Raw genomic sequence first — 26,028 nt, 5'->3', positions numbered from 1 at the left:
GTTATTTTTATAAATAGTTCGGTTATAATGTAAATATAATTATAAGTTAGGGAGGCATACCATGTCGCAAAAAGTGTTGGTAGTAGATGACGAACATTCAATCGTAACATTACTTAAATATAACTTAGAAACAGCTGGTTATGAAGTTGTTGTCGCATTTGATGGTGATGAGGCTTTAGAAAAGGTAGAAAGTGAACAGCCAGATTTAATTATTTTAGATGTTATGCTACCTAAAAAAGATGGCATTGACGTATGTAAGACTGTAAGAACAAATAAAAATTTAGTCCCTATATTAATGTTAACGGCGAAAAATGATGAGTTTGATCGGGTATTAGGTTTAGAATTAGGTGCCGATGACTATATGACTAAGCCTTTTTCACCTAGAGAAGTTGTTGCCCGTGTGAAAGCCATTTTAAGACGTTCTCAATTTGTAAAAGAAGTAGAAGAGATTGATGATGATATTACCATCGGATCGATACGTATTAGACCCGATTATTTTGAAGTATATAAGCATAATGAGTTATTGGAGCTAACACCGAAAGAATTTGAACTCTTGCTTTATTTGATAGAAAGACAAGGCAGAGTCATTACGAGAGAACATATGTTAAATACGGTATGGAATTATGAATTTGCAGGAGACTCAAGAATTGTTGATGTACATATCAGTCATTTAAGAGATAAATTAGAAGATAATCCTAAGAAGCCACAACTTATTAAAACTGTGCGTGGCTTAGGCTATAAATTGGAAAGACCTAAAGAACAATGATGAAGTTTCACCACCGCTTAATGTTATTGATAAGCAGTATATTAATTATCAGTTTTGTTACATTAGGCATTATTATTCACGCTTCCATCACATATGTTTTATCAGAAAAACACGAACAAGCTCTAGCAACAGATGCAAGATCATATATTTATTTAGTCCAAGATAATGAGATTGATAAAGTTAAAGAAATTGTAAAACAGCAAAATATAGATTTATTGATAACTAAGCATGATAAAAAGGTGTTTAGTAGTGGCAAACTGAAAGCTATCCCAAATAGTGATAGCTATATTCAAAAAAGGGACGTTTTTATTTTTAATAAGAAGGTTAACGGTTATCATGTATGGATTAAAGGTTACAATAACGATATTACAGAAATGCATTGGACGTTGTGGAAATATCTTATTTTGACATGTTTAGTTGTACTCATTTGTCTGTATTTTGCAAGCCGTAGTTTTAAGCGTACATTAATCCGTCCCATTCAAGAAGTTACTTATGCAACACAATTGTTGGCAAATGGTTATTATCACATACGTGTACCTGAAAGTAATGTTGTAGAAACTAAAGCGCTTTTTGTGTCTACCAATGATTTAGCACGACGCCTTCAAAAGCTTAATAATGAGCAAAAAATTCAATCCAACCGTTTAAAAACAACGATTGAAAATATTCCAAGTGCTATTTTAATGATAGATCGAAATGGAAAAATCGTTGTTGCAAATAAAGCGTATTATGAACAGTTCAACATCTCGCATAATATTGAACAAGTAGGCTATCACGGTTATGTTAATACTGAAATTGAGCAATTAATTTTAGAAAGTTTTAAAGTTGAAAAACCTATTTATGAACAATTGGAAGTTGCAATAAACCAAGTCCATGCCAAGTACTTTGATATTTCATGCGTTCCGATTTTAACTAGGTCTCAAAAAAGTTTGCAAGGGATTTTAGTTGTGATGCATGACATAACAAATCTGAAACAACTTGAAAATCTAAGACGTGAGTTTGTAGCAAATGTTTCACATGAATTAAAAACACCTATTACTTCAATTAAGGGATTTGCTGAAACGCTTATTGATGGTGCAAAAAATGATGCGGAATCATTAGACATGTTTTTAAACATAATTTTAAAAGAATCAAATCGAATAGAATCTTTAGTAACAGATCTGTTAGATTTATCGCATATTGAGCAACATACAGAGTTAGATACAGACTATATGAATTTATCAGATTTAACGCGGCGTATTATTGATAATATGATGACTCAAGCCAATCAAAAAAATATTTCCATTCATACTGATATTGAAAAAGATGTCATTGTTAAAGCACAAGAAAGTAAAATTGCTCAAGTTATCACGAATTTGTTAACGAATGCAATTAACTATTCTTATGAAGATGGAGATATTAACGTTCGTGTGTATCGAGATGACTTTCGTGTCATTTTCGAAGTACAAGATTTTGGTATAGGTATTAAATTAGAAGACCAACAACGTATTTTTGAAAGATTTTATAGAGTAGATAAAGCACGAAGTAGAGATTCTGGTGGGACAGGTCTTGGATTATCAATTACAAAGCATATAGTAGAGGCCCACCAAGGCAATATTGAAGTGAATAGTCAAGTTGGCAAAGGCTCAACGTTCAAAGTTATTCTAAAAGATTATAAAGAATAAAAATTAAAGTGGTAACAGCGCGTGTATTTTTCACGAAGTTGTTGCTGCTTTTTTATTTCGTTCAAATCTCTATTGGTATTAAATTAGAGTTAATGAAGTGGAATAAATTCGGTTGTCAATTTTGTCATTTGCATATGTCGATTTGTAAGTTATAAGTAATAGATTGTTGTGAATCAAGCAATTTTATAATATATTTATTATAATAAAGAAATTTTAGTAACGCGCTTAAAATAGATGCTTAATTAAAAAGTAATAAGTTTTATTTGAACGGAAATAAATCTTAATTTAAACACTTGAATAGACAAGTGTAATCATTCGTCATAGAAAAAGACGAGGGGCGATTTAGATAAATTGTTGAAAGTAATATTAAATACCTTGTTTATCTAATTTGATTGAGGAAACATGCATAGGTGAAAATTAGAAATACATTAAAAATATTGAATTAATTTTTCGACCTACAAGTTGAGGAAAATTTAACTAGATTTGAGGATTAGCAAAGTGAAAACAATTCAATTACACAAGACAACTTTGATATTAATTGCGATATTATTGTTTTATACTTTTATGGGTATCTTACTACCACTCATGCACGATGATTTACAATGGTTTAGCAATTATAATACTGATATTTTAAAAGTAGGATTTGCATCACTTAATGGTCGCTATATCGGAAATATCTTTGAAATTATAGCTGTACATGTAAGCTGGTTACGTTGGCTTTCATATGGTCTCATTAGTATGGGCATCATTTGGATGATTATGCACATTACACGTTGTAAAGCGTGGACAAGCTATTATTTGTTAGCATTTTCTTTAATGTTAATTTTACCAAGTGCTATTTATGCAGATACATATGGCTGGTTTGCAGGATTTTATAATTATGCGACATCAACACTAATTTCACTCTTTATTATTTATTATTGTATTAATGCAATTATATATAAAGAAAAGCAGCCGGTAAGTGTTACTGTACTATTCTATGTTTTATGCTTCTTCGGTCAATTATTTATGGAGAATGTGACATTATTCCACTGTATCATTTTAATTTTAGCTTTTCTATATGAATTTACTGCAAATCGAACACTTAATTATAAATTATTGTTTTCATTTATGATTGCTACTATAGGTACAATCATTATGTTTTCCAATCCAAATTATCGCAAAATTTTATTTGAAGGATCAGAATATCAACAAGTTTCAAATAATCAAGGTATCTTTTCAAAATTTGCAGAAATGATATCAACGTCACTTCCATATGGTGTCATTTTCAGTCAGATTATAATTTTAAGTATGATTGCAGCGCTTATTATTTATCTACTGCTTAGAAGTGATCGGTATGTACATTTAACAATATTAAAGCGTCGTATCATTATGATAGGATTTATCACTTTACCGCTTTATTATTTACTATTTTACAATCAGTTTTTATTAAATAAAAATACAGATATTGGATTGGTTGGTTTTGTGAACGTAATTGTATGTGGTTACTTTGCGTTTTCGATATTTGTAGGTATTTATTTGTCTATTAATGATCGTAAAACACAAATCACTTTATATTCCTTACTTATTGCAATATGTGTTTCGGCGTCGACACTAGTCATTGTTACTCCAATAGAACCAGGTAATTTTTTGATTGTTTATACGATACATGTAATCATTTTAATTATTTTATTAAAAGAATTTCGGAAATATAAGTCAATCAATGTTAATTTTATTAAAGGTGCATCACTAGTTTTAGCTGTGATATATCTTAGTGCATTTATTTATGTTCATTATGAACATGAAAAAAGAGTTCAGTTATTAAAACAACAAATTAAAGATCATCCACGACAAGAGGTTTATACAGTGGAATCATTGCCGTTTGAACATTATATGCATCATCCGTCACCAATCAATAAAAATTACCAAGAGTGGTTTAATAATTATGAAGAATTACCGAAAATGACCAAAGTTAAATATATTCCATTTGGTTCAGACGATTCATAACTTATTCTTACCTATAAAAATTTAAAATAGCAGCATAAAAATATTAAAAAGTAGACATAATCATGAAATGATAATGTGCATCTCAAAAGTTGGACTTTTAACCTGACTTTATGGAGTGCTCATCAAGAACAATCATGATTATGTCTTTTTTATTTTTTAGCTAAGTCTATATAGGCACTTGTTTTATTTGAAATTAGGTCGTGTATAAATACTCTATGAGATAGTTTCTTTAATTACGACATCACAGTCGAATATGCTAAAATATATATAAATTAGTTCTGGAGGTTAAAATTGTGAATAAATTAGTATTAATCGATGGTAATAGCTTAAGTTTTAGAGCTTTTTATGCATTACCTTTGTTATCAAACAAAGCAGGCATTCATACCAATGCAGTATATGGTTTTGCAATGTTACTAGAGAAGATTTTAAAAGAAGAAAAGCCAAATCATTTTTTAGTAGCGTTTGATGCAGGTAAAACGACTTTCAGACATGAAAAATATAGTGAATATAAAGGTGGACGCCAGAAAACGCCGCCTGAACTAAGTGAGCAATTTCCTTATATTCGCCAATTATTAGATGCTTATCATATTAAACGTTATGAATTAGATAACTATGAGGCAGATGATATTATCGGAACTTTAAGTAAAGAAGCAGATAAAGCGGGCTTTCAGACAATTATTATTACGGGAGACCGAGATTTAACACAACTTGCAACGGATAATGTAACCATTTATTACACTAAAAAAGGTGTTACTGATGTTGATCATTATACACCTGACTTTATTGCTGAAAAATACAACGGGTTAACACCTAATCAAATTATTGATATGAAAGGATTAATGGGAGATACTTCTGATAATATACCAGGTGTTGCAGGTGTTGGAGAGAAAACAGCAATAAAATTGCTAAACCAATTTGACACAGTAGAAGGTGTCTATGAACATTTAGATGAAATTTCAGGTAAAAAGTTAAAAGAAAAACTTCAAAATAGCAAAGAAGATGCATTAATGAGTAAAGAATTAGCAACGATTAATGTAGATAGTCCGATTGAAGTAAAACTTGAAGATACGTTAATGACTCATCAAGATGAACAACAAGAAAAAATCGAATTGTTTAAGAAGTTAGAATTCAAACAATTGTTGGCTGACATTGATCAATCAGCAAGCGTTGAAGATGCAATAGAAAAGACATTTGAAATTGAAACGTCTTTTGATAATATTGATTTTACTTTATTGAAAGAAGCGGCCATCCATTTCGAATTAGACGGTGGTAACTATTTGCGAAATAATATTTTGAAATTCTCTTTATTTACAGGTGAGAAACATATTGTAATTAATGCGGATGACATAAATAATTATGCCGAACTAGTTTCATGGTTAGAAAATCCGAATACGAAAAAAGTCGTATATGATGCTAAAAAAACATATGTAGCATCACATAGATTGGGAATTGATATTCAAAATATTTCTTTCGATATTATGTTGGCCAGTTATATAATTGATCCATCTCGTACGATTAGTGATGTTCAATCAGTTGTTTCATTGTACGGTCAAAGTTTTGTGAAAGACGATGTGAGTATATATGGAAAAGGTAAGAAATTTAAGGTACCTGAAGATGATGTTTTAAATCCATATGTTGCTTCTATTACTGATGCAATTTACTTTGCGAAACCAAATATGGATAAACAATTAGAAGAATACAATCAGGTAGAACTCTTAGCTGATTTAGAGCTACCGCTAGCTAAGATTTTAAGTGAAATGGAAGAAATTGGTATATTTACAGATGTTCATGATTTAGAAGAAATGGAAAAAGAAATTCAAGAAAAATTAGACGTCTTGATTCGAAATATCCATGATGCAGCTGGTGAAGATTTTAATATAAATTCTCCTAAGCAATTAGGTGTTGTATTGTTTGAGACATTACAATTACCTGTTATTAAAAAGACGAAAACAGGATATTCTACTGCTGTAGATGTCTTAGAGCAATTGCAAGGTGAACATCCTATCATTGATTATATTTTAGAATATCGTCAATTATCTAAGTTACAGTCTACTTATGTTGAAGGATTGCAAAAGGTAATTAGTGATGATCAACGTATCCATACACGTTTTAACCAAACTTTAGCGCAAACTGGACGTTTATCAAGTGTAGATCCTAATTTACAAAATATTCCGGTTAGACTTGAAGAAGGGCGTAAAATAAGAAAAGCCTTTAAACCAACTTCAAAAGATAGCGTTATATTATCAGCAGATTATTCTCAAATTGAATTGCGTGTATTAGCACACATTACACAAGATGAGAGTATGAAAGAAGCATTTATCAACGGCGATGATATTCATACAGCAACTGCTATGAAAGTATTTGGTGTAGAAGCTGATCAAGTCGATAGTTTAATGCGTCGTCAAGCAAAAGCGGTTAACTTTGGAATTGTTTATGGGATAAGTGATTATGGTTTAAGTCAAAGTTTAGGTATTACTCGTAAAAAAGCAAAAGCATTCATTGATGATTATTTAGCTAGTTTCCCAGGTGTAAAACAATATATGTCTGATATTGTAAAAGATGCCAAAGCTTTAGGTTATGTGGAAACATTGCTACATCGTCGACGCTATATTCCTGATATTACGAGTCGTAACTTTAATTTACGCGGCTTTGCTGAACGTACTGCTATGAATACGCCAATACAAGGCAGTGCTGCAGATATCATTAAACTGGCAATGGTTAAATTTGCACAAAAAATGAAAGAGACAACATATCAAGCTAAACTATTATTACAAGTACACGATGAATTAATTTTTGAAGTACCTAAGTCAGAAGTAGATTCATTTAGTGAATTTGTAGAAGAGATAATGGAAAATGCATTGCAATTAGATGTTCCATTAAAAGTAGACTCAAGTTATGGTGCAACTTGGTATGATGCAAAATAAAGTGAGGTTAATGGTATGCCCGAATTACCAGAAGTAGAACATGTAAAAAGAGGAATTGAACCCTACGTTATAAATCAAAAAATTGAACACGTTATATTTTCGGATAAAGTAATCGAAGGTAAAGCTCAAGGCAAGGAAACAATTATAAAAGGAATTGAATTAGATACTTTTAAAACTTTATCGGAAGGCTATACCATTACAAATGTAGAACGAAGAAGTAAATATATCGTTTTTCAGCTAGATAATAAACGAGAACAACGTACATTAATTAGTCATTTAGGTATGGCGGGCGGTTTTTTCATTGTAGATGAACTTGAAGATATTATGATACCTAATTATCGTAAGCATTGGCATGTTATTTTTGAGTTGTCAAATGACAAAACGTTAATTTATTCAGATATACGTCGTTTTGGAGAAATTAGAAATGTTGCGTCTGTAGCATCTTATCCTTCATTTTTAGAAATAGCGCCTGAACCTTTTTCAAATGAAGCATTGACGTATTATTTAAATCGAATTCATCAACAGTCTAATAAGAATAAACCAATCAAACAAGTGATTTTGGATCATAAAGTAATCGCAGGTTGTGGAAATATTTACGCATGTGAAGCGTTGTTTCGTGCAGGTGTTTTACCAGATAAAAAAGTAAAAGACTTAACACACCAACAACAAGAAATGGTTTTTTATTATGTTAGAGAAGTACTAGAAGAAGGTATTAAATATGGCGGTACAAGTATTTCAGATTATCGTCATGCTGATGGAAAAACTGGTGAGATGCAATTGCATCTTAATGTATATAAGCAGCCGGTATGCAAAGTGTGTGGAAGTCAAATTGAAACAAAAATCATCGCGACAAGAAATAGTCATTATTGTCCAGTATGTCAAAAATAAAGAAAGAGTGAAATTATGCCGAAAGTTATTGGTCTAACAGGTGGAATCGCCTCAGGAAAATCAACAGTATCAGAACTCTTATCCGTATTCGGTTTTAAAGTAGTAGATGCTGATAAAGCAGCCAGGGAAGCTGTTAAAAAGGGGAGTAAAGGTTTAGCTCAAGTACGAGAAGTCTTTGGTGATGAAGCAATTGATGAAAATGGTGAGATGAATCGTCGTTATATGGGTGATCTAGTGTTTAATCATCCAGAAAAACGCTTAGAATTAAATGCTATCATACATCCTATCGTGCGAGATATTATGGAAGAAGAAAAGCAAGAATATTTAAAACAAGGATATAATGTAATCATGGATATTCCATTATTATTTGAAAATGAATTGGAAAATACAGTAGACGAAGTGTGGGTTGTATACACTTCTGAAAGTATACAAATGGATCGTTTAATGCAACGTAATAATTTGTCATTAGAAGATGCGAAAGCACGTGTCTATAGCCAAATTTCTATTGATAAAAAAAGCCGAATGGCCGATCATGTTATCGATAATTTAGGGGATAAACTTGAATTAAAACAAAACCTTGAGAGATTGTTAGAAGAAGAAGGTTATATTGAAAAGCCGAATTACGGAGAAGAAGATTAATATTACACTATAAATAAGGGCTTGGGACATTAAGTTCTTAGGCAATGTAAAAAAGCTGATTTCTATTAATTACTTGATAGAAATCAGCTTTTTTGATATGTATTTTATAATGTACAGCTCGTTGAGCTGCTATTTTCCTTATATTAAGTGCCATTAATACAAAACCTAGCTCTCGTTTAACTTTATTTATTCCTCGAACTGACTGACATTCGAGTGAAACCCAAAATAGCTTTCATAAATCCAAAAACAGGCTCTACATCAATTTTTTTTTGACTATAGATTTTTTTCGTTTCTGGTTCAGAAAGCTTTTGATTAATTTGGGCTTTAAAGTATTCCCAATTATAATTCTTCATGATTTTCTTATTGGATTTCGAATTTGGCTTCATGCATTGATGTCTCAAAGAACATGATGAACAGTCATCGCATTCATATAGCTTGAAGTCACGTTTAAAACCATATCTATCATTACGGTATGCATATATCTTTTAAAACCTATTCTTTTGTTATTAGGACATATAAATTCATCATTAAGTTCGTCATATTTCCAATTTTGAGTGTTAAAAATGTCACTTTTAAACTTTCTCGTTTTATCTTTAATAAACATGCCATACGTAATAAGTGGCGTTTTATTAAAGTCATCTATAATAGCCATATAGTTTTGCTCACTACCATAACCTGCATCAGCTACAATATACTCCGGTAAATAACTGAAGGTATTTTGAATCATTGTTAAAAATGGAATTAAAGTTCTAGTATCTGTTGGGTTTTGAAATAGGTCATAGGATAAAACAAATTGAGAATTTGTCGCTATTTGTTTTATCCTGGCTTAAGTTGGCCATTTTTCATATGGTCTTCCTTCATTCTCATAAAAGTTGCATCATGATCAGTTTTAGAAAAGCTATTTCTATCTTTAAGAATCGATTTTTGCTCTTCATATTTACGTTTTCTCTCAGAATAATCATCAAATTTCTTTTTGAACTTCTTAATCTCAGTTCTTTTTTTACGGGTCTGTTTTCTAATTTGAGTACTATCTTCGTTCTCAATAGAATGATTTAAATCTTCGATTTCTTTATCTAAATGACTACCAATTAAATCTATTTCTTCTATTGTTAAATCGCTATCTCCATCTTCTTTTATCTCTGGTATTATTTTTTCTTCAACTAAGTCACGATATAATGCTTTTGAATTTTCGTTCAATTTCGATTCGTGATTTTGAATACTTTTCTTCCACACAAATGTATATCTATTGGCATTAGCTTTTACTTTTGTACCATCAATAAAAATTGAATTATCATCAATAAGATTTTGCTTTAAACATTGACTATGGAACTGAATAAATAAAGATTCAATTAACGCATCAGTGTTAGGATTCACTCTAAAACGATTAATAGTTTTATAAGAAGCTGTTTGATTTTGAGCTAACCACATCATTCGAATACTGTCATGAAGTAATTTTTCTATTCTACGACCAGAAAATACAGATTGAGTATATGCATATAAGATAATTTTTAACATCATTTTTGGATGATAGGATGTTGCGCCACGATGATGTCTGAATTCATCGAATTCGCTATCAGGTATCGTTTCAACAATTTCATTAACATATCGCGAAATATCATTTTGAGGGATTCTAACAGAAGTTTCTATTGGTAGTGTAAGTTGGGTCAAGTTATAATTTTTATACATAAGGCACCTCGTTAATTTAGTTTAGTGGTATTTATTAAATTATACGAAGGGACCCAACACAGAAAATTCATTTTATTGAATTTTACATTTATGTGCAAGTTGGGCAAAGTGTCTTATTTTTTTAAAGTATGTAAAAGTAAAATTACATGTTAATACGTAGTATTAATGGCGAGACTCCTGAGGGAGCAGTGCCAGTCGAAGACCGAGGCTGAGACGGCACCCTAGGAAAGCGAAGCCATTCAATACGAAGTATTGTATAAATAGAGAACAGCAGTAAGATATTTTCTAATTGAAAATTATCTTACTGCTGTTTTTTAGGGATTTATGTCCCAGCCTGTATTTTTTATAAAAAAGATAAATAAATCAACGGAAAACGCTTTCAAATTTCATATAATATGCTATACTAATTCCATAAAGTATAACACATAAAAATCAAGGGGTGCTTTTAATGTCAACGAATATTGCAATTAATGGTATGGGTAGAATTGGAAGAATGGTATTACGTATTGCATTACAAAATAAAAATTTAAATGTAGTAGCGATAAATGCTAGTTATCCACCCGAAACAATTGCACATTTAATCAATTACGATACAACACATGGAAAATATAATCTAAAAGTTGAACCGATTGAAAATGGATTGCAAGTTGGTGATCATAAAATTAAATTGGTTGCTGATCGCAATCCTGAAAACTTGCCATGGAAAGAATTAGATATCGATATTGCTATAGATGCAACTGGTAAATTTAATCATGGTGATAAAGCCATCGCACATATTAAAGCAGGTGCCAAAAAAGTATTGTTAACTGGTCCTTCAAAAGGTGGACATGTTCAAATGGTAGTTAAAGGCGTAAATGATAACCAATTAGATATAGAAGCATTTGACATTTTTAGTAATGCTTCATGTACTACTAATTGCATTGGTCCAGTTGCAAAAGTTTTAAATAATCAGTTTGGAATAGTTAATGGTTTAATGACTACTGTTCACGCTATTACAAATGACCAAAAAAATATTGATAATCCACATAAAGATTTAAGACGTGCACGTTCATGTAATGAAAGCATTATTCCTACTTCTACTGGTGCGGCGAAAGCTTTAAAAGAAGTATTACCAGAATTAGAAGGTAAATTACACGGCATGGCATTACGTGTACCAACAAAGAATGTATCGCTCGTTGATTTAGTTGTTGATTTAGAAAAAGAAGTAACTGCAGAAGAAGTAAACCAAGCTTTTGAAAATGCAGGTTTAGAAGGTATCATAGAAGTCGAACATCAACCACTAGTGTCTGTTGATTTTAATACTAATCCAAATTCAGCTATTATTGATGCAAAATCAACAATGGTCATGTCAGGGAATAAAGTAAAAGTTATTGCTTGGTATGATAATGAATGGGGTTATTCAAATAGAGTTGTAGATGTTGCTGAGCAAATTGGAGCACTTTTGACATCAAAAGAAACTGTAAGTGCAAGTTAATACAATTAATTTATAGCCTAACTCTGACTTCGGAGTTAGGTTTTTTATTTTTTAATACAATAATATTGTCATGCAAATTACTTAATAAGTAACGATATAATGTTTTTTATTGTTTCATTATTTGGTTAAATGAATTAAATTGAGGGATTCTTTTTTCATCTCTAGATTTATAGTATAATTAGGCATAATCAAAATAAAGAGGGTGATGTAATGAAATGCCCGAAATGTAATTCTACACAATCTAAAGTTGTAGATTCAAGGCATGCCGATGAATTAAATGCCATTCGAAGACGAAGAGAATGTGAAAATTGTGGAACACGTTTCACTACATTTGAACATATCGAAGTTAGTCAGCTTATAGTTGTGAAAAAAGATGGCACAAGAGAGCAGTTTTCAAGAGAAAAAATACTTAATGGACTTGTGCGTTCTTGTGAGAAACGACCAGTTAGATATCAACAACTTGAAGACATAACAAACAAGGTTGAATGGCAATTACGAGATGAAGGTCATACGGAAGTGTCTTCACGAGATATAGGTGAACACGTTATGAACTTGTTAATGCATGTTGATCAAGTTTCATATGTTAGATTTGCATCAGTCTATAAAGAATTTAAAGATGTTGATCAATTGTTAGCATCGATGCAAGGGATTTTAAGCGAAAACAAACGGAGTGATGCTTAAATGGGACGACAAGCCTTCGAATTCGGCTTAAGACCAAAGGATCAATTCAAAGTTATGCAACACTTTGATTTAAATACGAATCATTTAGAGGTATTGAATCGACTGTATACACCGCTAATTGGAACGCAAGCAGTGGGTTTATATCATTTTATGACTCAATTCGTTAAAGAAAGTCATAATGAAACATTGATTCTTTCTCATTATATTTTTATGAATGAACTTAAAATTAATTTACTAGAGTTTAGACAACAAATGGACTTACTTGAAGCGATTGGATTGTTAAAGGCGTTTGTCAAACATGATGAACAAGAAACACAATTTGTTTACCAATTAATTCAACCGCCTTCAGCACATTTATTTTTTAATGATCCAATGTTGTCAATCTTTTTATATAGTGAAGTCGAGCATCGTCGATTTCATGAGTTGAAGAAATACTTTGAGTATCAACAAATTGATTTGAGTGAATTTAAACAGGTAACAAGACAATTTACTGATGTTTTTAAAGTGCCGTCTACAAAAATAGATATCGATACAAGTGATATTCCGATTAATGAACCGTACCAAGGTATCGATTTATCAAATGAATCTTTTGACTTTGAAATGTTGAGACAAATGTTAGGTAAACATTTTATTAGTCAAGACATTGTTACCAAAGATGCAAAGCGTTTAATTACACAACTCGCGACTTTATATGGTTTAACAGCAGATGGCATGAAGCATGTTATTTTAAATTCAATTACAAGTGGACAACAGTTATCCTTTGAAGAAATGCGTAAACAAGCACGCTCGTATTACTTAATGGAACACGAAAATCAAATGCCTAAATTACAGGTGAAATCTCCTGCTACATCATCTTCGACGGGCAAATCTTCAGAAGTGAATCCAAAGCCACAAAGTGATGAATGGTTTGAGTTACTTGAACAAACGAGTCCAATTGATATGTTAGCTTCTTGGTCTGAATCAGAACCAACTATATCGCAAAAGACAATGGTTGAAGAATTAATTGAACGTGAAAAAATGTCTTTTGGCGTCATTAATATTTTGTTGCAATTTGTCATGTTAAAAGAAGATATGAAACTTCCTAAAGCGTATATTTTGGAAATAGCATCAAATTGGAAGAAAAAAGGTATTAAGACAGCTAAAGAAGCATATAATTACGCTAAAAAAGTTAATCAACCTAAAAATGAGGGTTCTAGCGGAAATTACCAAAAGCGTGGTTCATACTATGGGCAGCGTAATCGTATTTCAAAAGAAAAAACACCTAAATGGTTAGAAAATAGAGATAAAGCTAGTGAAGAAGATTCGGCTAAAGATAATAGCGTAGATGATCAACAATTAGAGCAAGATCGACAAGCATTTCTAGATAAATTATCTAAAAAATGGGAGGAGGACAGTCAATAATGAAGCAATTTAAAAGTATAATTAACACGTCGCAGGACTTTGAAAAAAGAATAGAAAAGATAAAAAAAGAAGTAATCAATGACCCAGATGTTAAGCAATTTTTGGAAGCGCATCGAGCTGAATTAACGAATGCTATGATTGATGAAGACTTAAATGTGTTACAAGAGTATAAAGATCAACAAAAACATTATGACGGTCATAAATTTGCTGATTGTCCAAATTTCGTAAAGGGGCATGTGCCTGAGTTATATGTTGATAATAACCGAATTAAAATACGCTATTTACAATGCCCATGTAAAATCAAGTACGACGAAGAACGCTTTGAAGCTGAGCTAATTACATCTCATCATATGCAACGAGATACTTTAAATGCCAAATTGAAAGATATTTATATGAATCATCGAGACCGTCTTGATGTAGCTATGGCAGCAGATGATATTTGTACAGCAATAACTAATGGGGAACAAGTGAAAGGCCTTTACCTTTATGGTCCATTTGGGACAGGTAAATCTTTTATTCTAGGTGCAATTGCGAATCAGCTCAAATCTAAGAAGGTACGTTCGACAATTATTTATTTACCGGAATTTATTAGAACATTAAAAGGTGGCTTTAAAGATGGTTCTTTTGAAAAGAAATTACATCGCGTAAGAGAAGCAAACATTTTAATGCTTGATGATATTGGGGCTGAAGAAGTGACTCCATGGGTGAGAGATGAGGTAATTGGACCTTTGCTACACTATCGAATGGTTCATGAATTACCAACATTCTTTAGTTCTAATTTTGACTATAGTGAATTGGAACATCATTTAGCGATGACTCGTGATGGTGAAGAGAAGACTAAAGCAGCACGTATTATTGAACGTGTCAAATCTTTGTCAACACCATACTTTTTATCAGGAGAAAATTTCAGAAACAATTGAATTTTAAAATGATTGGTGTATAATGAATACAAATCTAAATCGTTTAAATGATTGAAGACAAGATGATCTAATCAATATTACACAGAAAGCCATTGTTTGATGAGAATATGGTTAATAAATTAGATGATTACTACTTCATTTATGGTATTTGTAATGAATACCCGGATCAAGACCGTTATCTTAAGCAGAGATATTTAATACATAAATTGTATTAGATAACTAGGGTGGTACCACGACGATCTCGTCCCTTGTATAGGGGCGGGATTTTTTGTTTTTTTCAGACATAAATGTTTGTTGGTGTCATATATTCCCTGTTTATTGTTAATAGGTTTAATGTTAAAACGATGATTGTTGTTCAATTTTTTAACGAGGTCAGATAAAAGTATTTATAAAGCAAATAGGAGGGTTTAACATGGAACAAATTAATATTCAATTTCCAGATGGTAATAAAAAGGCGTTTGATAAAGGTATTACTACTGAAGATATAGCACAATCAATTAGTCCTGGATTACGTAAAAAAGCTGTTGCCGGCAAATTTAACGGGCAACTTGTAGATTTAACTAAACCGCTTGAAACTGATGGATCAATTGAAATTGTGACACCAGGTAGTGAAGAAGCGTTAGAGGTATTACGTCATTCTACTGCACATTTAATGGCACACGCAATTAAAAGGTTATATGGTAATGTTAAATTTGGTGTAGGTCCTGTAATAGAAGGTGGATTCTACTATGACTTCGACATTGACCAAAACATCTCATCTGATGACTTTGAACAAATTGAAAAAACAATGAAACAAATCGTTAACGAAAATATGAAAATCGAACGAAAAGTGGTTTCACGAGATGAAGCGAAAGAGTTATTCAGCAATGATGAATACAAATTAGAATTAATCGACGCGATTCCTGAAGATGAAAATGTAACATTATATAGTCAAGGTGATTTTACTGATTTATGTCGTGGAGTTCACGTTCCATCAACAGCTAAAATTAAAGAGTTTAAACTATTATCTACAGCAGGTGCATACTGGCGTGGAGATAGTAACAACAAAATGTTACAACGTATATACGGTACTGCTTTCTTTGATAAAAAAGAATTAAAAGCACATTTACAAATGTTAGAAGAGCGTAAAGAACGTGATCATCGTAAAATTGGTAAAGAGTTAGAATTATTCACAAATAGCCAATTAGTTGGTGCTGGTTTGCCATTATGGTTACCTAACGGTGCAACAATTAGACGTGAAATTGAACGTTACATTGTTGATAAAGAGGTGAGCATGGGTTATGACCACGTTTATACACCAGTACTTGCTAATGTTGATTTATACAAAACATCTGGTCACTGGGATCACTATCAAGAAGATATGTTCCCACCAATGCAGTTAGATGAAACTGAATCTATGGTATTACGTCCAATGAACTGTCCACATCATATGATGATTTATGCGAATAAACCACATTCATATCGTGAATTACCTATCCGTATCGCTGAGCTAGGAACGATGCATAGATATGAAGCAAGTGGTGCTGTATCAGGATTACAACGTGTTCGTGGTATGACTTTAAATGATTCACATATCTTTGTTCGACCTGATCAAATTAAAGAAGAATTCAAACGCGTTGTAAACATGATTATTGATGTGTATAAAGACTTTGGTTTCGAGGATTATAGCTTTAGATTAAGTTATAGAGACCCTGAAGATAAAGAAAAGTACTTTGATGATGATGACATGTGGAATAAAGCTGAAAATATGCTTAAAGAGGCAGCGGATGAGCTTGGCTTATCGTACGAAGAAGCGATTGGTGAAGCGGCATTCTATGGTCCGAAACTAGATGTTCAAGTTAAAACAGCGATGGGTAAAGAAGAGACATTATCAACAGCACAACTTGATTTCTTATTACCAGAACGTTTTGATTTAACTTATATTGGTCAAGATGGTGAACATCATCGTCCAGTTGTTATTCATCGTGGTGTTGTATCAACAATGGAACGATTTGTAGCATTTTTAACTGAAGAAACTAAAGGTGCATTCCCGACTTGGTTAGCGCCAAAACAAGTTCAAATCATTCCAGTTAACGTTGATTTACATTATGATTATGCGCGCCAATTGCAAGATGAATTGAAATCTCAAGGTGTTCGTGTAAGTATTGATGACCGTAATGAAAAAATGGGTTATAAAATTAGAGAAGCTCAAATGCAAAAAATACCTTATCAAATCGTAGTTGGGGATAAGGAAGTTGAAAATAATCAAGTGAATGTGCGTCAATATGGATCGCAAGACCAAGAAACAGTTGAAAAAGATGAATTTATCTGGAATCTAGTTGATGAAATTCGTTTGAAAAAACATAGATAGACAGTTGTCGCAATAAAATGCTTTAAAACTTTTATTGCGTATCAAGTTTTACAGGGTTGATTATGCGTGATGAATCCTGTATATTACAAGTTAGTTAAAATATTAAATTGAGTTAGAGGTTGCATGTTTAATTAGTAACTTGTCAGAAGTATTTATGGTACATAAGTTGAACAAGTGAAAGGTAAAGATGCCGAAATAGATATAAACCATAAATTATATCTATTGGGACAGTTTTCGAATAGGAACTGTACTGTCACAGAATGTGATGTGCTACCTTATATAGATAATTGCCAAAGTGGTTGCATATCTTAAAGGTATGTAGCCACTTTTTTACTTTTAATATCACTATGTTCTGTAAAAAAAGGGTATGAAAGTGAATAAAGGTTATTTATTTCTTGGCCTCTAAAACATGGAAAGGGAGCTTATATGTCAAAAGTTCAAAATGAAAGTAACAATGTTGTCAAAAGGGGACTTAAAGATCGTCATATTTCTATGATTGCGATTGGGGGTTGTATTGGTACAGGTTTATTTGTAACTTCTGGTGGAGCAATTCATGATGCAGGTGCTTTGGGTGCATTAATAGGATACGCAATTATCGGAATAATGGTATTTTTCTTAATGACGTCACTTGGCGAAATGGCTACGTATTTGCCAGTATCAGGTTCATTTAGTACATATGCTACAAGATTTGTTGATCCATCTTTAGGGTTTGCGCTTGGTTGGAACTATTGGTTTAACTGGGTAGTAACTGTAGCAGCAGATATTACGATTGCAGCACAAGTCATTCAATATTGGACACCATTGCAAGGCATACCCGCTTGGGCATGGAGTGCGTTGTTCTTAGTTATAATTTTTAGTCTGAATTCGTTATCAGTTCGCGTCTATGGTGAAAGTGAATACTGGTTGGCATTGATAAAAGTGGTTACAGTTATTGTTTTCATTGCAATTGGTTTATTAACGATTGTCGGAATCATGGGTGGTCATGTTGTAGGATTCGAAATATTTAATAAAGGTGAAGGTCCTATTCTTGGTGGCAACTTAGGAGGAAGTTTGTTATCAATTCTAGGTGTATTCTTAATCGCTGGTTTCTCATTCCAAGGTACTGAGTTAATTGGTATTACGGCTGGTGAATCAGAAAATCCTGAACGTGCTGTGCCGAAAGCAATTAAACAAGTATTCTGGAGAATTTTATTATTTTACATTTTAGCCATTTTTGTTATCGGTATGTTAATTCCTTATGATAGTAGTGCATTAATGGGTGGTAGTGATAATGTAGCAACGTCTCCATTCACATTAGTGTTTAAAAATGCTGGATTTGCGTTTGCAGCATCATTTATGAATGCAGTCATTTTAACGTCTGTGTTATCAGCAGGTAACTCAGGTATGTATGCTTCAACTCGAATGCTATATTCAATGAGTAAAGATAAATTAGCGTTTGAAGCATTTGGTAAAACAAATAAAAACGGTGTGCCATATATGTCGTTACTCGTTACAGCAATCATTGTAGTGATAATTTTCGTATTACAAAGCCTTACAAAAGGTGCATACGAATATATCGTTGCAGCAAGTGGTTTAACTGGTTTTATTGCTTGGGTAGGTATAGCAGTAAGTCATTATCGATTTAGAAGAGCATTTGATAAACAAAATTATGACAAATCTAAATTAAAATATACTGCTAAATTATTCCCATTCGGACCATTATTTGCTGGCTTTTTATGTATTGTAGTAATTATTGGTCAAGATGTTGACTTTATTAAAACAGGAGATTTTAATTTTAGTCGCTTCTTAATTACGTATATGGGAATCCCAGTATTTTTAGCATTCTTTATTTATCATAAGCTTCGATATAAAACGAAAAAAATTCCATTAGAACAAGTAGATTTACGTCAAGACGTGTCAATGGATGAAATAAAAGGTTAAAATAAAAATAATTACAGTTATAGTGTTGACTTAAATGTGAATTGTTGATATGATTAACAACGTTGAATACGAAACGAACCAAGTAGAAGCACCCGCTTCTCACCTGTAGCGACGCATAAAGCAGTTGGCAGGTTAATCACATTACACATAACTGTGTATAAGGAAGAGCGGGTATTTTATACCTGCTCTTCCTTTTTGCTTGGTGCAAATTTCGTAAAAATTTTGGAGGTGTCAACCATAGCAAAAGATCAAACTCAAATCAATGACAAAATTCGTGCAAAAGAATTACGTTTAATCGGTCAAGATGGTGAACAAATTGGTGTTAAATCAAAGCGTGAAGCTTTAGAAATGGCTGAACGTGTAGATTTAGACTTAGTGGTCGTTGCACCGAATGCGAAACCACCAGTTGCAAGAATTATGGATTACGGTAAATTCAAATTCGAACAACAGAAAAAAGAAAAAGAAATGAAAAAGAAACAAAAAATTATCAATGTTAAAGAAATTCGTTTAAGTCCAACAATTGAGGAACATGATTTCCAAACTAAGTTGAAAAACGGACGTAAATTCTTAACTAAAGGCGATAAATGTAAAGTATCTATTCGTTTCAGAGGGCGTGCCATTACGCATAAGGAAATTGGTCAACGTGTGCTAGAAAAATATGCAGATGAATGCAAAGATATAGCAACAGTTGAACAAAAACCTAAAATGGACGGGCGTCAAATGTTTATCATGTTAGCGCCAACAGCTGAAAAATAATTAAAGCTATTACAGGAGGACTTATATTATGCCAAAAATGAAAACTCACCGCGGAGCAGCTAAACGTGTTAAAAGAACTGCTTCAGGTCAATTAAAACGTTCAAGAGCTTTCACATCTCACTTATTCGCAAACAAGAGCACTAAACAAAAACGTCAATTACGTAAAGCTAGATTAGTGTCTAAGAGCGATATGAAACGTGTAAAACAATTATTAGCATACAAAAAATAAGAACAAATACAGAAATCGGTAGGAATTACCTAAGGAGGAATTTTTTATGCCACGAGTTAAAGGTGGAACAGTAACAAGAGCGCGTCGTAAAAAAACGATTAAATTAGCTAAAGGTTACTTCGGTTCAAAACATACATTATACAAAGTAGCTAAGCAACAAGTAATGAAATCAGGTCAATATGCTTTCCGTGACCGTCGTCAACGTAAACGTGACTTCCGTAAATTATGGATTACACGTATCAACGCAGCAGCTCGTCAACATGAAATGAGCTACTCACGTTTAATGAACGGTTTGAAAAAAGCTGGTATCGACATTAACCGTAAAATGTTATCAGAAATCGCAATTTCTGACGAAAAAGCATTTGCTCAATTAGTAACTAAAGCTAAAGATGCTTTAAAATAATAACACTTATAAAAAAGAGATGGCATTGTCATCTCTTTTTTATTTTTTAAATAGCAAAATGCCACATTTAATCGCTAAAATATGACATATTTGCTAAAATGCATTTAAGAGAACAAACATTAAAGTGAGGAGTTTTATACGATGTCTAAATTTGATGAACAAATCATTGTAGTACCTAGAGAAATTATTTTTAATAATGAAAAGAATACTTTCAATGGGTTTTTAAATAAGAATAAACCAGAAGGTCAAAATATTTTTGATGCGCTAAGTCAATATGAAGTTAAGCGACGCGGCGATATGGAAGAGGATCCATCATATAAACAACTCATTTCTTATTGTTTACTTGAAAATGAGCATGGCGAGATATTAGTGTATGAACGATTATCTGGCGGTGGAGAAGCTCGATTGCATGGACAATCTTCAATAGGTGTAGGCGGTCATATGAATGATGTTCCAGGAGCAGAATCTATTAACGAAGTATTGAGAGTTAATGCACAGAGAGAATTAGAAGAAGAAGTAGGTTTAAGTGAGCAAGATTCACAAAATATGGAATATATCGGTTTTATTAATGACGATAATAATGAAGTGGGCAAGGTACATATTGGTGTTGTATTTAAAATCACTGTAAGTACGAATGATGTAGAAGCTAAAGAAACAGATACTTTACGAATAAAATGGGTTGAAAAAGGCAACATAGAGTCATATGATGATTTCGAAACGTGGAGTGCATTAATCCTTCAAGATTTATAATCAAACGAGGTGACATATATGTCAGATATTATTCAGTTTCCTAACTCTTCGAAAAAGTTATATAAAGATATAAAACGTGCTGAACAAGACCAAAACTATGACCTGATGTATGAATATATTGTGCAATATGAACGTCAATTTGAACTCACTGAAGAAATAGCAATGATGAAATGCCGTATGTTATATGAGACGGGGTCATTTCTTGAATTAAGAGAAGAAACAATTGTCTTATTGAAAACTGGCATACAACAATATGATGCATTGATGATTTATTACGTGAAAAGTTTGATTGGTTTGGGACAATATTTTGAAGCGGTAGAAGTAATTCATCAAATTATTGATGAAGTCAAAGATCACAAAACAAGAATGGCATTACATCCTCTTAAAGAATTTGCTAAGTCAAAATTAATTGAAGATGAAAAACGATTGACTCAGTCATTAGCTGATTTTGATACGTTATCAATGAGGGAACAGACGCACTTGATTTTGAAGTTAATAGACAATGGTCATTTTCAATTTCAAGAAACGGTATTATATATATTAAAATCTAATACGTACAGTTATAACCTCATTAGTTTAATGATTGAGTATTTAAGGTTCGCAAATTGTACACAAGAACTGACAATTGAAAAGTATGGTATGGATGTAACTTTTGTACCAGCTAATTTAAAAGGGCTAGAACATACAACACTTAAAGAAAAAGTTATACCTAACGTTATGGAAACATTAAATGATGGTGCTTTACATATCGCTGAAGAAGCACACCATATTATGAATAATCACTCTATCATGATTTATCCAATTGATATTGAAACTTTGTTTGAAACGAATAAATGGATTAATGCATACGAATGTTATTTCAAAAATATGTTAGGACTTAAATGTGAATTACAAAGTATCGATGCATTTAATTTTATTCAGCAATTAGATTTGAATAATAATAGTTAAATTGTTGCAAAATAATACTCAGCATTTTAATATAGTTTTGACGAAAAAAGTTGATTTACAAATATATAAACGTTGTGATTTCAATGTTTGTATAGGGAATAGACCTATGATATAATAGGGAAGTTGAAAAAATAAATTAGTTAATCATGGAGGTATATATACATGACAGCAACTTGGGAAAAAAAGGAAGGTAACGAAGGTTTATTAACTGTTACTGTTCCTGCAGAAAAAGTAAACAAAGCGTTAGATCAAGCATTTAAAAAAGTGGTTAAACAAATTAACGTACCTGGATTCCGTAAAGGTAAAGTGCCACGTCCAATTTTCGAACAACGCTTTGGTGTAGAAGCATTATATCAAGATGCTATCGACATTTTATTACCAGATGCTTATGGTGAAGCAATTGACGAAACTGATATTAAACCAGTTGCACAACCAGAAGTAAGTGTTACTCAAATTGAAAAAGGTAAAGATTTCATTTTTGAAGCAACAGTTACAGTTGAGCCAGAAGTTAAATTAGGAGACTATAAAGGTCTTGAAATTGAAAAACAAGAAACTGAATTATCTGATGATGAGTTACAAGAAGCGATTGACCACAGCTTAGGACATTTAGCTGAAATGGTAGTTAAAGAAGATGGTGTTGTTGAAAATGGCGACACAGTTAACATCGACTTTAGTGGTTCAGTTGACGGAGAAGAATTCGAAGGTGGACAAGCTGAAGGTTACGATTTAGAAATCGGTTCAGGTTCATTCATTCCTGGTTTCGAAGAGCAATTAGAAGGTATGAAAGTTGACGAAGAAAAAGATGTTGTCGTAACATTCCCAGAAGAATACCATGCTGAAGAATTAGCTGGTAAAGAAGCAACTTTTAAAACAAAAGTTAACGAAATTAAATTTAAAGAAGTTCCAGAATTAACAGATGAAATTGCTAATGAATTAGATGCGGAAGCAAATACAGTAGACGAGTACAAAGAAAACTTACGTAAACGTTTAGCTGAACAAAAAGCTACAGATGCAGAAAATGTTGAAAAAGAAGAAGCGATTACAAAAGCTACTGATAATACAACAATCGATATTCCTGAAGCAATGGTTAATACTGAATTAGATCGTATGGTGTCTGAATTTGCACAAAGAATTCAACAACAAGGTTTAGATTTACAAACGTACTTCCAAATCTCAGGTCAAGATGAATCTCAATTAAGAGAGCAAATGAAAGACGATGCAGAACAACGTGTTAAAACTAACTTAACTTTAACTGCGATCGCTGAAGCTGAAAAAATCGAAGCTACTGATGAAGATATCGATAAAGAATTAGAAAAAATGAGTAAACAATTTAATATCTCAGTTGAAGATATCAAAAATACTTTAGGTAATACTGATATCATTAAAAATGATGTTCGTATCCAAAAAGTTATCGATTTATTAAGAGATAACGCAAAGTTCGTTGAAGGAACTAAAGAAGATTAATCTTCATTAAATATTAAATTACAAAAATGAGTAGCAGATGCATAGCTTATGTATCTGCTACTATTCTTTAAGCAAAAAGTTTGTATGTTAATATGTTGCATTGTAATATCCAATCTAGTATAGTCTTTAACGAATAGGGGTGTAAAAAGAATGTTTAAATTCAATGAAGATGAAGAAAATTTGAAATGCTCTTTCTGCGGAAAAGACCAAGATCAAGTAAAAAAACTTGTAGCAGGAAGTGGTGTATATATTTGTAATGAGTGTATTGAATTATGCTCAGAAATCGTCGAAGAAGAATTAGCTCAAAACACTTCTGAAGCGATGACAGAATTACCTACTCCTAAAGAAATTATGGATCATTTAAACGAATATGTTATTGGTCAAGAAAAAGCTAAAAAATCTTTAGCTGTAGCTGTTTATAACCACTATAAGCGTATTCAACAATTAGGACCAAAAGAAGATGATGTTGAATTACAAAAAAGTAACATTGCATTAATTGGGCCAACAGGTAGTGGTAAAACATTATTAGCTCAAACATTAGCCAAGACGTTGAATGTACCATTTGCAATTGCAGATGCGACAAGTTTAACTGAAGCTGGTTATGTAGGCGATGATGTTGAAAATATCTTGTTGAGATTAATTCAAGCAGCTGACTTTGACATTGATAAAGCCGAAAAAGGTATTATTTATGTAGATGAAATTGATAAAATTGCACGTAAATCTGAAAACACATCTATAACACGTGACGTTTCAGGTGAAGGTGTTCAACAAGCATTGCTTAAAATCTTAGAAGGTACGACTGCAAGTGTTCCGCCACAAGGGGGACGCAAACATCCAAACCAAGAAATGATTCAAATTGATACAACAAATATCTTATTTATTCTTGGTGGTGCCTTTGATGGTATTGAAGAAGTGATTAAGCGCCGTCTTGGTGAAAAAGTTATTGGTTTCTCAAGCAATGAAGCTGATAAATATGACGAACAAGCATTATTAGCACAAATTCGCCCAGAAGATTTGCAAGCCTATGGTTTGATTCCTGAATTTATCGGACGTGTGCCAATTGTAGCTAATTTAGAAACATTAGATGTAACTGCGTTGAAAAACATCTTAACGCAACCTAAAAATGCACTTGTGAAACAATATACTAAAATGCTGGAATTAGATGATGTGGATTTAGAGTTCACTGAAGAAGCTTTATCAGCAATTAGTGAAAAAGCAATTGAAAGAAAAACAGGTGCGCGTGGTTTACGTTCAATCATAGAAGAATCGTTAATCGATATTATGTTTGATGTGCCTTCTAACGAAAATGTAACGAAGGTAGTTATTACAGCACAAACAATTAATGAAGAAACTGAACCAGAACTATACGACGCAGAAGGCAATTTAATTAATAATAGTAAAACATCAGCTTAATCATTGATGTGTTATAAAAGTGAAAAGCTCCAATCAAAGTTGACGCTCAAATAGTTTAACTTTGATCGGAGCTTTTTTATAATGTATACCGAAAGATTCAAATATTATATAATGGTAGAGTTGAAAGAGAATATAAAAAAGTGAGGATATAAAATGAAAGTTAATCCTAATAATATAGAATTAATCATTAGTGCAGTAAAAGAAGAACAATATCCAGAAACAGAATTGTCTGAAGTTGCACTGAGCGGTCGATCTAATGTAGGTAAGTCTACATTTATCAATAGTATGATTGGCAGAAAAAATATGGCACGTACATCACAGCAACCCGGCAAAACGCAAACGTTAAATTTTTATAATATAGATGAACAACTTATTTTTGTGGATGTTCCAGGGTATGGATATGCTAAAGTAAGTAAAACACAACGTGAAAAATTTGGGAAAATGATTGAGGAATATATAACTAAGAGAGAGAATTTGCAATTAGTTATTCAATTAGTTGATTTAAGACATGATCCAACACAAGATGATATCTTAATGTACAATTATTTGAAACATTTTGATATTCCTACTTTAGTTATATGCACTAAAGAAGACAAAATTCCAAAAGGTAAAGTTCAAAAGCATATTAAAAATATTAAGACACAATTAGATATGGACCCAGACGATACAATTGTAAGTTATTCATCAATTCAAAATAATAAACAACAACAAATATGGAATTTAATTGAACCGTATATTTCATAGTTTTTGTACGACAAAACTTATACAA

At 32.1% G+C, this 26,028-nt stretch carries 22 protein-coding genes, 1 pseudogene, 1 riboswitch and 1 other annotated feature; of the genes and pseudogenes, 22 read left to right on the top strand and 1 reads right to left on the bottom strand.

Annotated elements, in window-relative coordinates:
• The first annotated feature begins 61 nt into the window (after positions 1-61).
• From KI230_RS08515 to coaE, 6 genes are all read left to right on the top strand, one after another.
• On the top strand, positions 62-766 hold the full coding sequence (locus KI230_RS08515; protein WP_000080028.1) for a response regulator: 705 nt from the start codon (positions 62-64) through the stop codon (positions 764-766).
• Positions 766-2,427 (top strand): two-component system histidine kinase PnpS, encoded by a 1,662-nt coding sequence (gene pnpS, locus KI230_RS08510; RefSeq protein ID WP_015445861.1) that lies wholly within the window; start codon positions 766-768, stop codon positions 2,425-2,427. The genes KI230_RS08515 and pnpS overlap by 1 nt, the downstream gene beginning before the upstream one ends.
• A 498-nt stretch (positions 2,428-2,925) precedes the next feature.
• Positions 2,926-4,413 (top strand): hypothetical protein, encoded by a 1,488-nt coding sequence (locus KI230_RS08505; protein ID WP_000849439.1) that lies wholly within the window; start codon positions 2,926-2,928, stop codon positions 4,411-4,413.
• Positions 4,414-4,706: 293 nt separating this feature from the next.
• Complete coding sequence (gene polA / locus KI230_RS08500) at positions 4,707-7,337, top strand: DNA polymerase I (RefSeq protein WP_001038305.1); 2,631 nt, start codon at positions 4,707-4,709, stop codon at positions 7,335-7,337.
• Positions 7,338-7,352: 15 nt separating this feature from the next.
• Complete coding sequence (gene mutM, locus KI230_RS08495; RefSeq protein WP_045177843.1) at positions 7,353-8,225, top strand: bifunctional DNA-formamidopyrimidine glycosylase/DNA-(apurinic or apyrimidinic site) lyase; 873 nt, start codon at positions 7,353-7,355, stop codon at positions 8,223-8,225.
• Between the two features lie 15 nt (positions 8,226-8,240).
• A complete protein-coding gene (coaE, locus tag KI230_RS08490) occupies positions 8,241-8,864 on the top strand; it encodes a dephospho-CoA kinase (RefSeq protein WP_001127167.1) in 624 nt (207 codons plus the stop codon).
• On the opposite strand, the pseudogene KI230_RS08485 reads toward coaE, so the two are convergent.
• Positions 8,814-10,550, bottom strand: a pseudogene (locus KI230_RS08485) (IS1182 family transposase). The gene coaE and the pseudogene KI230_RS08485 overlap by 51 nt on opposite strands.
• Before the next feature lie 448 nt (positions 10,551-10,998).
• Here KI230_RS08485 and gap point away from each other — a divergent pair.
• From gap to yihA, 16 genes are all read left to right on the top strand, one after another.
• Entirely contained in the window at positions 10,999-12,024 is a 1,026-nt protein-coding gene (gene gap / locus KI230_RS08480) for a type I glyceraldehyde-3-phosphate dehydrogenase (RefSeq protein ID WP_000106141.1), read from the top strand.
• A gap of 210 nt (positions 12,025-12,234) precedes the next feature.
• Positions 12,235-12,705, top strand: coding sequence for a transcriptional regulator NrdR (gene nrdR, locus KI230_RS08475; protein WP_000650082.1), 471 nt, complete (start codon positions 12,235-12,237; stop codon positions 12,703-12,705).
• The gene (dnaB, locus tag KI230_RS08470) at positions 12,706-14,106 is read left to right on the top strand and encodes a replicative helicase loading/DNA remodeling protein DnaB (RefSeq protein ID WP_045177839.1); all 1,401 of its coding nucleotides are present in this window, start codon (positions 12,706-12,708) and stop codon (positions 14,104-14,106) included. It begins immediately after the preceding gene.
• Positions 14,106-15,026, top strand: coding sequence for a primosomal protein DnaI (dnaI, locus tag KI230_RS08465; protein ID WP_000808621.1), 921 nt, complete (start codon positions 14,106-14,108; stop codon positions 15,024-15,026). The genes dnaB and dnaI overlap by 1 nt, the downstream gene beginning before the upstream one ends.
• Positions 15,027-15,118: 92 nt before the next feature.
• A complete protein-coding gene (locus tag KI230_RS08460; protein ID WP_001790562.1) occupies positions 15,119-15,241 on the top strand; it encodes a hypothetical protein in 123 nt (40 codons plus the stop codon).
• Positions 15,242-15,438: 197 nt separating this feature from the next.
• Positions 15,439-17,376 (top strand): threonine--tRNA ligase, encoded by a 1,938-nt coding sequence (thrS, locus tag KI230_RS08455; RefSeq protein WP_000435123.1) that lies wholly within the window; start codon positions 15,439-15,441, stop codon positions 17,374-17,376.
• A 105-nt stretch (positions 17,377-17,481) separates the two neighbouring features.
• Positions 17,482-17,657: riboswitch (Lysine riboswitch) on the top strand.
• A gap of 145 nt (positions 17,658-17,802) precedes the next feature.
• A complete protein-coding gene (locus KI230_RS08450) occupies positions 17,803-19,296 on the top strand; it encodes an amino acid permease (protein ID WP_000049154.1) in 1,494 nt (497 codons plus the stop codon).
• Between the two features lie 74 nt (positions 19,297-19,370).
• Positions 19,371-19,496: a sequence feature (ribosomal protein L20 leader region), on the top strand.
• Between the two features lie 28 nt (positions 19,497-19,524).
• Positions 19,525-20,052, top strand: a complete 528-nt coding sequence (gene infC, locus KI230_RS08445; RefSeq protein WP_001791162.1) for a translation initiation factor IF-3 — start codon at positions 19,525-19,527, stop codon at positions 20,050-20,052.
• A gap of 28 nt (positions 20,053-20,080) precedes the next feature.
• The gene (rpmI, locus tag KI230_RS08440; RefSeq protein WP_001125540.1) at positions 20,081-20,281 is read left to right on the top strand and encodes a 50S ribosomal protein L35; all 201 of its coding nucleotides are present in this window, start codon (positions 20,081-20,083) and stop codon (positions 20,279-20,281) included.
• Between the two features lie 46 nt (positions 20,282-20,327).
• Positions 20,328-20,684 (top strand): 50S ribosomal protein L20, encoded by a 357-nt coding sequence (rplT, locus tag KI230_RS08435; protein ID WP_001138360.1) that lies wholly within the window; start codon positions 20,328-20,330, stop codon positions 20,682-20,684.
• Between the two features lie 141 nt (positions 20,685-20,825).
• Positions 20,826-21,434 carry an NUDIX domain-containing protein gene (locus tag KI230_RS08430; RefSeq protein WP_000032657.1) on the top strand — a complete coding sequence of 203 codons (609 nt, stop codon included), beginning with the start codon at positions 20,826-20,828 and terminating at the stop codon, positions 21,432-21,434.
• A gap of 18 nt (positions 21,435-21,452) precedes the next feature.
• Positions 21,453-22,382: a hypothetical protein gene (locus tag KI230_RS08425; protein ID WP_001280018.1), complete on the top strand. Its 930-nt coding sequence runs from the start codon at positions 21,453-21,455 to the stop codon at positions 22,380-22,382.
• 4 nt (positions 22,383-22,386) lie between these two features.
• The gene (locus tag KI230_RS08420; protein ID WP_001790560.1) at positions 22,387-22,497 is read left to right on the top strand and encodes a hypothetical protein; all 111 of its coding nucleotides are present in this window, start codon (positions 22,387-22,389) and stop codon (positions 22,495-22,497) included.
• Positions 22,498-22,544: 47 nt separating this feature from the next.
• Positions 22,545-23,846, top strand: coding sequence for a trigger factor (gene tig / locus KI230_RS08415; RefSeq protein WP_000127572.1), 1,302 nt, complete (start codon positions 22,545-22,547; stop codon positions 23,844-23,846).
• A gap of 150 nt (positions 23,847-23,996) precedes the next feature.
• Complete coding sequence (gene clpX, locus KI230_RS08410; RefSeq protein WP_000472302.1) at positions 23,997-25,259, top strand: ATP-dependent Clp protease ATP-binding subunit ClpX; 1,263 nt, start codon at positions 23,997-23,999, stop codon at positions 25,257-25,259.
• Positions 25,260-25,412: 153 nt separating this feature from the next.
• Positions 25,413-26,003 (top strand): ribosome biogenesis GTP-binding protein YihA/YsxC, encoded by a 591-nt coding sequence (yihA, locus tag KI230_RS08405; protein ID WP_000867697.1) that lies wholly within the window; start codon positions 25,413-25,415, stop codon positions 26,001-26,003.
• Positions 26,004-26,028 lie beyond the last annotated feature (25 nt).

The organism is Staphylococcus sp. MZ3 (genome assembly GCF_018622755.1).
Lineage (GTDB): Bacteria > Bacillota > Bacilli > Staphylococcales > Staphylococcaceae > Staphylococcus > Staphylococcus aureus.
Note: the sequence above shows the minus strand (reverse complement) of the source record. Positions and strands in the feature narration are given on the sequence as shown.

Coding starts and splice junctions, on each gene's coding strand:
- nrdR (WP_000650082.1), top strand. CDS start 12,235: ATGAAATGCCCGAAATGTAATTCTACACAATCTAAAGTTGTAGATTCA.
- KI230_RS08430 (WP_000032657.1), top strand. CDS start 20,826: ATGTCTAAATTTGATGAACAAATCATTGTAGTACCTAGAGAAATTATT.
- yihA (WP_000867697.1), top strand. CDS start 25,413: ATGAAAGTTAATCCTAATAATATAGAATTAATCATTAGTGCAGTAAAA.
- gap (WP_000106141.1), top strand. CDS start 10,999: ATGTCAACGAATATTGCAATTAATGGTATGGGTAGAATTGGAAGAATG.
- mutM (WP_045177843.1), top strand. CDS start 7,353: ATGCCCGAATTACCAGAAGTAGAACATGTAAAAAGAGGAATTGAACCC.
- dnaB (WP_045177839.1), top strand. CDS start 12,706: ATGGGACGACAAGCCTTCGAATTCGGCTTAAGACCAAAGGATCAATTC.
- rplT (WP_001138360.1), top strand. CDS start 20,328: ATGCCACGAGTTAAAGGTGGAACAGTAACAAGAGCGCGTCGTAAAAAA.
- rpmI (WP_001125540.1), top strand. CDS start 20,081: ATGCCAAAAATGAAAACTCACCGCGGAGCAGCTAAACGTGTTAAAAGA.
- KI230_RS08515 (WP_000080028.1), top strand. CDS start 62: ATGTCGCAAAAAGTGTTGGTAGTAGATGACGAACATTCAATCGTAACA.
- tig (WP_000127572.1), top strand. CDS start 22,545: ATGACAGCAACTTGGGAAAAAAAGGAAGGTAACGAAGGTTTATTAACT.
- dnaI (WP_000808621.1), top strand. CDS start 14,106: ATGAAGCAATTTAAAAGTATAATTAACACGTCGCAGGACTTTGAAAAA.
- KI230_RS08450 (WP_000049154.1), top strand. CDS start 17,803: ATGTCAAAAGTTCAAAATGAAAGTAACAATGTTGTCAAAAGGGGACTT.
- thrS (WP_000435123.1), top strand. CDS start 15,439: ATGGAACAAATTAATATTCAATTTCCAGATGGTAATAAAAAGGCGTTT.
- clpX (WP_000472302.1), top strand. CDS start 23,997: ATGTTTAAATTCAATGAAGATGAAGAAAATTTGAAATGCTCTTTCTGC.
- KI230_RS08425 (WP_001280018.1), top strand. CDS start 21,453: ATGTCAGATATTATTCAGTTTCCTAACTCTTCGAAAAAGTTATATAAA.
- coaE (WP_001127167.1), top strand. CDS start 8,241: ATGCCGAAAGTTATTGGTCTAACAGGTGGAATCGCCTCAGGAAAATCA.
- pnpS (WP_015445861.1), top strand. CDS start 766: ATGAAGTTTCACCACCGCTTAATGTTATTGATAAGCAGTATATTAATT.